Origin of the sequence: Desulfovibrio piger (assembly GCF_012843875.1) — a bacterium.
GTDB lineage: Bacteria > Desulfobacterota > Desulfovibrionia > Desulfovibrionales > Desulfovibrionaceae > Desulfovibrio.
On record NZ_JABAFY010000075.1, the window covers coordinates 1 to 8,282 of the forward strand.

11 protein-coding genes are annotated in these 8,282 nt (G+C 47.2%); 5 read left to right on the plus strand and 6 right to left on the minus strand.

All coding sequences use genetic code 11. The annotated features are described in order from the left end of the window. The 5 genes from HF854_RS11720 to HF854_RS11740 all read left to right on the plus strand — a co-directional run. Positions 1-423: tyrosine-type recombinase/integrase (locus HF854_RS11720; protein ID WP_168936453.1), on the plus strand; the 423-nt coding region annotated here is incomplete at its 5' end. 137 nt (positions 424-560) lie between these two features. After that, positions 561-1,310: a ParA family protein gene (locus HF854_RS11725; RefSeq protein ID WP_168936454.1), complete on the plus strand. Its 750-nt coding sequence runs from the start codon at positions 561-563 to the stop codon at positions 1,308-1,310. 31 nt (positions 1,311-1,341) lie between these two features. After that, positions 1,342-1,617 (plus strand): hypothetical protein, encoded by a 276-nt coding sequence (locus HF854_RS11730; protein WP_168936455.1) that lies wholly within the window; start codon positions 1,342-1,344, stop codon positions 1,615-1,617. After that, positions 1,601-1,894, plus strand: a complete 294-nt coding sequence (locus HF854_RS11735; RefSeq protein WP_168936456.1) for a hypothetical protein — start codon at positions 1,601-1,603, stop codon at positions 1,892-1,894. Before HF854_RS11730 ends, HF854_RS11735 begins: the two co-directional genes overlap by 17 nt. Beyond that, complete coding sequence (locus HF854_RS11740) at positions 1,881-2,561, plus strand: nucleotidyl transferase AbiEii/AbiGii toxin family protein (RefSeq protein WP_168936457.1); 681 nt, start codon at positions 1,881-1,883, stop codon at positions 2,559-2,561. Before HF854_RS11735 ends, HF854_RS11740 begins: the two co-directional genes overlap by 14 nt. Before the next feature lie 2 nt (positions 2,562-2,563). On the opposite strand, the gene traI is transcribed toward HF854_RS11740, so the two are convergent. The 6 genes from traI to HF854_RS12570 form a co-directional block, all read right to left on the minus strand. After that, positions 2,564-4,357: a TraI/MobA(P) family conjugative relaxase gene (gene traI, locus HF854_RS11745; RefSeq protein ID WP_168936458.1), complete on the minus strand. Its 1,794-nt coding sequence runs from the start codon at positions 4,355-4,357 to the stop codon at positions 2,564-2,566. Further along, positions 4,354-4,683: a plasmid mobilization protein gene (locus tag HF854_RS11750; protein ID WP_168936459.1), complete on the minus strand. Its 330-nt coding sequence runs from the start codon at positions 4,681-4,683 to the stop codon at positions 4,354-4,356. Before HF854_RS11750 ends, traI begins: the two co-directional genes overlap by 4 nt. A 1-nt stretch (position 4,684) precedes the next feature. Continuing rightward, a complete protein-coding gene (locus HF854_RS11755; RefSeq protein WP_168936460.1) occupies positions 4,685-5,560 on the minus strand; it encodes a Rha family transcriptional regulator in 876 nt (291 codons plus the stop codon). A 310-nt stretch (positions 5,561-5,870) separates the two neighbouring features. Continuing rightward, on the minus strand, positions 5,871-6,365 hold the full coding sequence (locus HF854_RS11760; protein WP_168936461.1) for a MucR family transcriptional regulator: 495 nt from the start codon (positions 6,363-6,365) through the stop codon (positions 5,871-5,873). A 68-nt stretch (positions 6,366-6,433) separates the two neighbouring features. Beyond that, on the minus strand, positions 6,434-7,336 hold the full coding sequence (locus HF854_RS11765) for a tyrosine-type recombinase/integrase (RefSeq protein WP_168936462.1): 903 nt from the start codon (positions 7,334-7,336) through the stop codon (positions 6,434-6,436). Positions 7,337-8,022: 686 nt separating this feature from the next. Next, positions 8,023-8,282 (minus strand): hypothetical protein (locus tag HF854_RS12570; protein WP_205906124.1); only part of this gene is annotated, 260 nt, incomplete at its 5' end.

The following is an 8,282-nucleotide window of genomic DNA, read 5'->3' on the forward strand; positions in this document are numbered from 1 at the left end:
CACGAAAATCTGTTTGTTTCATGGGACGAGATTACCACACCTTTTAAAATCAAAAAACATGCCGGACATCCTCTAAATATATCATTTGTCATCCACTGGAAAGGCAATTCGGTTCGATCTATTCACAGAGCATGGACGAGTGCGCTTAAACGTGCGGGGATTGAGAGAAGGATAACTCCATATTGTTTACGCCATGCTTATGCCACCTACTCAGTACAGGGCGGTGCAAAGCTCAAACCCTTGGCAAAGTTGATGGGGCACAAAAACGAGAGGATGATCTTGCAGACATACCAGCATGTGCTTGAAAAAGATGAACGGGATACGATTGAGGCAATGCCGGATGTTCTGCGCTTATTCCCCAAAAGGCGTAAGCCTCAAACACGAAAATCAGCACAAATCCCCCTTATCTATTTCATAATATAGTAAAATCATTAACTTTTTTACATACATTGAATAATAAAAAAAATTAAAATAGATTTATTTTTTTATGTAAAAAAATATTTACATCTTTATTTTATTATAATAAAAAAGAGGCATGCAAAAATATGGGAGGTAAACCTATGCATGTATGCAGCATTGCAAATCAAAAAGGTGGTGTTGGGAAGACTACGACCACTCAGAACTTGGGCATGGCTTTGGGAAAGAAAAAAAAGGTGCTCCTCATTGATTTGGACGCCCAAGGGAATTTGACTGATGCCTGCGGTCTTTCTTCTCCTGAGTATTCTGCTTATGAAGTACTAAGTGGAGATCGCGCCCTTGCCGATTCAGTTTTTCATCTTAGCAATCATATCGACCTGTTGCCTGCGACCCGGAATTTAGCTGTTGCCGAACTGGCTTTTGCATCGCGCATGGGTAGAGAAAACCTGATGAAAAAAGCCCTCCAAAACAGTAGCTACGATTTCGTTCTTATTGATTGTCCGCCGTCTCTGGGACTCCTGACCGTCAATGCTTTAACTGCCTCTGACAGTCTTCTCATTCCTGTCCAAGCTGAATATTATGCATTGGCTGGCCTAGATTTGATTTTGGAAACAATGAACAGTGTCGTGGAAAATTTGAACCCAAAGCTACATTTACTTGGAATCCTTTTGACATTTTTTGATAAGAGAAAATCCTTGAATCGTGATGTGCTTATAGGATTGCAAGAACGATGGGGAAAACTTCTATTTTCAACATTGATACGTGATAATGTTTCATTGGCAGAAGCCCCTAGCGATGGCCACAATATTTTTGAATATCGTCCCAAAAGCTATGGGGCACAGGATTACAGCGCGCTTGCCAAAGAGTTCCTGGCTAGAGTAAAAAAGCAATAAATATTTTTTCCCATAAAAAAGGAGGAAACAAATGGGGCTTGGCAATCGTGGTAAGCAGCGCATACAAGGGACTGAAACTCCTACAGTTAAGGAGCTGTTTACGCCGACAGAAAAAACAGAAGACAGCGATCAGGCGTCGAAAATGAAAATCGGACGCCCCAAAGGGCTTCCCACCAAGGCAAAAACGTTCACGCTTCCCCTGGAACTTAACCAGCGGCTTAGACGCTTTGCTTTTGAGCATGAGTGCAAAGAAGTAGATGTCGTGCGCGCCGCATTGGAAAGTTATCTCAATGAACACGAAAAATGATAATAGCTGTACGCGGTGTGCTGTTATAGGCTGTAACGTATCCTATCGAAAAGAAATTACGCCTGAAATTCTAAAAAACATAATTCTAGGCAAACAAGAAATGGGGCGTTGGCTTGGCCACATTGATACATTCTTTAACGAACTGCCTCTTGAAATTATTATTGGGTTCATTAAAGAAAATGGTATTTCTTACAAAGAGTTGAAAAAAAAGTATGACACGCTTCCCAAGGTAATGAAAGGGAGAAATTTTGAGAGGATTACTCATGAATACAGATAGTTGGAAAGATTTATTTGCCGCAGCTATGCAGCAGATCAAGCAGTCCGGGTTGCCACCTTCCATGTGGACATTTGGCGGAGGCACTGTGCTTATGCACAAATTCAACCATCGGTTCAGTAAAGACATTGATATTTTTTTCAGCGACAAGCAGTTGCTAGGTTATGTTTCTCCACGCACCCATGATGTTTTAGAGGATAGAGTTATAAAATATATAGAACAAGATAACTTTACGAAGATATATCTCAAGGAAGGAGAAATTGATTTTATCCTTTCCCCTCGCATATCACGCTGCAAACCAGTCCAGGCTGTAATCGAAGGGGAAAAAATATTCTTGGATCATCCTGTTGAAATTATCGCCAAGAAAATAGAGCACCGGGCAAGTGAGTTCAAAGCTAGGGACGTTTTTGACCTGGCAATAGTATATTCTCAAATGAAAACAACCATGCTCGAAAATCTGGATATATCAAAAGAAAAACTGATCTGTCTTAAAAATCGTGTCTGTGACCTTCACGAAAGCAATATTTTAGAAAGCCAGCTTCAAGAAATCGGCAGGCTTCCTACCGGTGAAAAAATTAGAGGAACTGAATTTGAACTATTTAAGAACTTTGTATGTGCAATGGAAAAACAGATAGACTCAAAACAAAAATGTATCGGCTTTGAAAGGTAAAATCATCTTTCCAATGCTTGATTCCGCCTCTGGGGAGCCTTTTTCGGTTGGACAAAGAAGTTTTGCCCCTTCGGTAAGTTGATTTTTGTTCCATCTGCTAGTGTAAATGTCTCACACAAGTTATCTCTGGCGCGTGATTTTACATTCCATTTCATAGACATATACGCCAGCGCTGTTTCTCGCGCTTCCTGGCTGAAGCTGATCTGCCTGCCGGTGTCGATGATTTTACCGCCTTGGGGAAGACGGTAGACGATATTTCCATGCGTGGTGATGCTGGCCTGCACGCCTGGGACAATTTTTTCCATCAGAGCAATACTGGTCAGGCAACGCTTCCTTTGAGGTAACAGGACAGCGTTTTCCAGGATTTTTGTCTCCTTGGCCAGTGGGCTGTTGCCCACTTCTTGCTGGTCGGTAGCCCTCTCCGAAGCGACAACCTCCTGCCGGGATCGCAAGATGGCCAGGGCGGTTTCATCGCCCCGGATGGCTTTGTCACGCAAAAAATCCAGCCAGTTGCCTGCCTGCCGGGAGCGCGTTGCCTGGATTTCCTCCCGCTCATACTGCCATGACAGCTTGCGGAGATATGCCCTGGTCGTGCGGGCCAAAGGCTTGGCTGCCAGCTCTTGCCGCTTCCGTCGCCACTTCTGGCGTATGCTCTCCAGTTCCGCTTTCTGCTCCTCGTGCCCTTGGGTGAACTCCATCCACAATTCCCCTCTGTCCGGGGCCTTCTGGATAGGAGATATGCCATAGCGCCGCTCACTGCCCGGGAATTGTCCTTTTGCCGCCTGGAACTGCCCGAACCGGCCTTCCAGCTTCTTCAGGGAAAATTCACGGTGCGCTGTGCTGGCTTTGGCCATCTGCCGCCCATAGCGATCCTTGATGACCAGCCCGGCACCACGTCGCCGCAATTCCAGCCCGTGGGTCGCAAAGGCCTGGTGAACATCCTCCCAGGATTGACATTGCTCCAGACTGGCTAGGACAGCGATACTCTCCTGCCGCGCGAAGCCTTCAAAGGATTGCTGGCCAGAGTGCGCTTCCATCGCGGCAGCTTTACTGCCAAGGCCTCTCTCCTTGCCCGCTTCCCTCCCGGTATCCACCATCAGGCCGTATTCCTTTTCCAACTCCCGACACAGCTTGTCACGCTTGAGGTAGTCGCGCCACGGCTCCACCCGCGTCAGCTTCTCCGGGTGGATCAGATTGTATGCGACATGCATGTGGATGTTCTCGGTATTGACGTGCACGCCGCAATGGCGCTGATGCTCTGACAGGCCCAATGCATCGGCAAATCGTTCTTCGATCTGCTTGAATACATCTGGCGTCAGCTTCCCTTCATCTTCAGGGTGAAAGCTGACAAGCAAATGGTAGGTTTTTTCTTTGCCGGTGCGCCTGTTAAGCGCCTGGGTATCCGCTACTTCCTGCACGGCCAAGTCGTAGTCATCTCCGGCCCAACATCCGGCGCACCAGCTTATAAGACATTTTTCCGGCATTATGGATTTGGATAAATTTTCGTTCCCTCGCAGGCTATCAACGGCTCGTCGATCAGGGCGTGCATCAGCAGGCAGAAAATCCGCAATTTCTCTTTTTTGTTCTCGCTGCGAGTAAGATGCCAGACGGCATTCGGACAGTTGACGCAGGCGGTTTCCGGCAATGCCTTGACTTGCTGAAACACTTCGCTGCGGATCGTAGATTCGTTCTTCATTCTGAATATCCATGCTATATTCATGCCCGGCGGCGATATAGTTCGCCAGCCGGGCATAATTGTCATTCCGGGGAGCAGAAAGGATGTGTTTGCTAATCATAATGCCTTGATTTTTGCCTTCAGCTCAGCCTGTGCCTGGTCGATCTTGTGGAGCAGTCCGTAGATTTGTTCCTTATGGCCACTGGCCAGCGTCTGCTTGAGCAATCCGCCAAGGCGGCCCAAGTCCGCATTGACCTTCAGCAACTCGCGCCGGGCCTGCTGATCCTCCCGGCTTTCAACTCGGAAACCGAGGCAAACACGCCGGACAAATTCCGACATACTTAATCCAGCACGGTTGCTTGACTCCATGATGAATACAAACTCCTCCGACGTCACATAGGATTTAACCTGCTCTGAGCGCCGGGCCTTTCTCTTTGCCTCTGCCATACTACCAGCACTGCCATTTCAGGTTGTGGTTTGAGAAACCGCTCCAAGCGGCCAGCACGGCCTTGAAAAGATCATGCTCTGTCTTCAGTTCTTCAAAATTGTCCACACCGCAGCGATTGCAGATATAGGTGCGGATTTCCGTCTTGGTGTAGTTGCTGAAATGCCCCCAGAAATCGACCAAGCCCTGCAAGGTAAGGAGCATGTTCGTTGAAGAGGTATCCTTCCATCCATCTTGTCCCCCAACCCGGAAGAGTTCCTCAAAGACGTAAATGATGGCTTCCTGCAATCGACATTCCTGAAGGTCTCCCACACTCTTCACGCGCATCCTGGCGCAAAGACGCTGTTCGGTATGTTCCAGGCTGTCTCCCTGAAGCAAGGCTTCCAGACGCAGGATACCCTCCAGCGCCGCTCGCCCTCCTTTGCCGATCCGCTTTCTTGACCGGAAAAAATAGGGGATGGGCTGCGCCTCTTTCGGTAGCGTTTCCTGTTCCTGGGCTTGCTCCATGAAGGAGTCTTTTTGCTGATCTAGCAAGGTTTGCTCCATCGCATTGAACGCCTCCAGGAATTTTTCCTTCCAGGCAGCCGCCTTCTTGCCCGTAAAGCCCATCGCCAGGAAGGAAAAACCGTCACGGGTCAGGCGATAGGCGGGAAGTTTACGTCCTGTTGGATCGGTGTATTCACTGAGCGCAAAATTGCGCTCAGTGAATTGAGAAGAGCACTCCAAGTTGGAGATGGCCCGCAGCACGTCCTTATGCTCCTTCTCGAATGCCTGCGCCACGATCAGCGACGTTGTGAACATGCTTCCGCCGTCGACCTCAACAATGTTTTCAGTGGGTTGCACGATAATCTCCTGTCCATTGCTCTGATATTCGTCCATGATTGTTCTCCTGCGTTTAGCGTTGAGCCGAAGGCGAATAAGCAAGCCTCCCCCGGCGTGTGAGGGGGCAGGACGTGAAGTGTCCACTTGAAAAGTGGTACTACTTCACCTGTCCTGCCTTCTTAGTTTTCTCTTAAATATATCATATTTTATCTGATTCTTGCAATAAATAAAAAAATAAGATGAAATCAGTGTAGAATAAGATGAGATAAGATAAGATACGATGAAATCAGTGTAGAATACGATAAAATACGAATAGCCCCGGAGGACGTATCCTTCCGGGGCTATCGTATTTAAATACTTGACGCTGCTATGAATGAGCTTCTGCTCGTTTGGCAGCGCGGGCTGCCTGGGCACGCTGGGCGTTGGTCGTCAGCTTGGCCAAGAGGTTGTGCGCCATGAGCTTCTGCTGTTCGGAGTAGCCACAGAGCTTTTTGTACTCTTCCATAGTGATGCCGTGGTGAGCCAGGTGTCTGGCCGTCAGCGTCAGTGATTGCTTACCGCACAAGCAGCATGTAACGCTCGTATCGGTGATGGCTTCGGCAGGATCGCACTTCAAGTCTTTTTGCGTATAGCATTTTTTTTCAGGAACACGATCCTGCGGTTTTTCAGGCTTCTTCTCCTCTTTTTGGGCCGGACTTTCCGAGGCGGGACAGGCTACGACTCTGGACTGATCCCAAAGGCGCTTTTCGATTGCCATGTTGAGCAGCTTCGCTTTTTCGTACTGCTCCATGACAAATTCAATAGGTTGGTCGCTATATTTGGCAAAAATTGCTGTAAAAATATATCTGTCTTCAAGAGCCATATGGATACTCCTTTATGTATGTAGTAACAAATAATACGCTTTTAGGAGATTGGCAATGGCCATTGTGGCTATTCTGGGATTTTTTTATTGTACGATCCAAGTTGGCTTTCTTCAAAATTAGGCAAAGATGAAACTGCGAGTCGAGCCTGGTTGGGTGCTAGGTGGGCATAGCGCATCGTCATCTTAATATCTTTATGGCCAAGAAGATTCCCTACCATAGCAAGAGGATACCCTTTCTGCACGAGCCACGATGCAAATGTGTGCCGTAGCGTATGAAAGCAAACTCGTTCGCGCCTATCCTTAATCCCACGATTAAATCCGCAAGCCTTGATGGCGCATCTGAAAACTTTGTAATGAGCAGCTGGAAGTTCTCCATTGTAGTTAAAGAGTGGCAATGATAGAACTGCATGCCTATAATATTTCTCTACGATATTTAAGGCTATATCATTAAGAGGAATAACACGACTGAGCGTATTTTTTGTATCATATATCTTAACACTTCTTATTGCTATATCTACATGATACGGCATAAGTCCGTATATTTCTCCAGCTCTCAGTCCTGTATATAAAGCAAACTTTGTTATATCGTGCCATAATTCCGATCTTGAACTAAGATTTTGGAGGAGATAAGCCGCTTCTGCCTCAGAAAGAAATCTCAGACGTCGATTATCAAATTTGGGCATTCTGAATACAGGAACAGGGCCAGCGTATAATTCCCATTCCACTGCTCGGCGCAGAACACGACGCACTAAGGACAAGCAATGATAGACAGATTGAGGGCTAAGGGACTTTCCCTCAAGCACCTTTCTTAATTGCATAATTTGAACATTTTTAACCCCCTCAAGCGGCATATTCCCCAAAAAAGGAGCAATATGGTGTTGCCAACGCCCCGTTTCTGTTGTTATTCCTCTTTTCGAAGAGGACGACAGGACGAGCTGCTGATAGAGGTCAAAAGCGTCGTTCAGAGTCATACGATCTCCCTTTTTTGGCAGATCGTGCAAAAAATGGTGTAACGGGTAAAGAGGGATATGAGGGCAACGGCCTTTCACGCCGTCGACAGGGGTTCAAATCCCCTTGGGGACGCCAACAAGAGATCAAGCGTAGAACGTGCTTTTGAAAGTAAGTTCTGCGCTTTTTTTTCGATCGCCTTCCTTTTTCAAAAGCCTTTTCAGCCGCTGCTGAGCAGCCTGGAAGAGGCGTGTTATCTCCCTCCCGCTGCGTACGCGGCCTCACGGATCCTCCTCCCCCAAATACCTTCGGCGGACAAGTGCTGCCTGTAAACGTTTACCCCCCTGTCCACGGCGACACCGGCCTCCCGCCAGCCTCCTGCCTTGCGTTTCCGAGTTCTACGGATGCGCCTCCAAATGTACCTGCAGGACATGTGTATGCAGCTGCCCTGCACCAAACCATCACTCCCGACATATCCAAAGTAAAAAAGCCATAAATATGTAAAGGCATAATTATTTTCTTGTATTCCCTATAACATACTTTTTATGTAAGAAAAAGGACTCTGACGTCATGGGACGGCCCAGCTGCTCCATGCGTCCTTTTTTATTCCCAATCTCCCACGGCGGGAATGAAAAAAGCCAAAAGGTAAAGGAGGAGTAACAATGACAAAAAGAGCCATGGGGAATTTGGTGAACCGGTACCGATCGGTTTAAAAAAAATGCCATCTCATCAATACGTTCGGTTCACTGGCTGTTGCGGCTATCCTGGTTATGGGCGTAACCGATGGAGAGGCATTCAGCAATGCCGTTGGATATAATGTGACATCCACATCAACTCCAGGCACGACAGTTCCCGTGACGGATACGTCTGAAAATACAGTTGCTTCAGGCATTAAGAGAATGTCCGGCATACATATTGCTATACTAGTTTTCTCCAAAGGATACAGGCCAAAGCAAGGTAAAGTAGTCC

Coding starts and splice junctions, on each gene's coding strand:
- HF854_RS11725 (WP_168936454.1), top strand. CDS start 561: ATGCATGTATGCAGCATTGCAAATCAAAAAGGTGGTGTTGGGAAGACT.
- HF854_RS11730 (WP_168936455.1), top strand. CDS start 1,342: ATGGGGCTTGGCAATCGTGGTAAGCAGCGCATACAAGGGACTGAAACT.
- HF854_RS11735 (WP_168936456.1), top strand. CDS start 1,601: ATGAACACGAAAAATGATAATAGCTGTACGCGGTGTGCTGTTATAGGC.
- HF854_RS11740 (WP_168936457.1), top strand. CDS start 1,881: ATGAATACAGATAGTTGGAAAGATTTATTTGCCGCAGCTATGCAGCAG.
- traI (WP_168936458.1), bottom strand. CDS start 4,357: ATGATTAGCAAACACATCCTTTCTGCTCCCCGGAATGACAATTATGCC.
- HF854_RS11750 (WP_168936459.1), bottom strand. CDS start 4,683: ATGGCAGAGGCAAAGAGAAAGGCCCGGCGCTCAGAGCAGGTTAAATCC.
- HF854_RS11755 (WP_168936460.1), bottom strand. CDS start 5,560: ATGGACGAATATCAGAGCAATGGACAGGAGATTATCGTGCAACCCACT.
- HF854_RS11760 (WP_168936461.1), bottom strand. CDS start 6,365: ATGGCTCTTGAAGACAGATATATTTTTACAGCAATTTTTGCCAAATAT.
- HF854_RS11765 (WP_168936462.1), bottom strand. CDS start 7,336: ATGACTCTGAACGACGCTTTTGACCTCTATCAGCAGCTCGTCCTGTCG.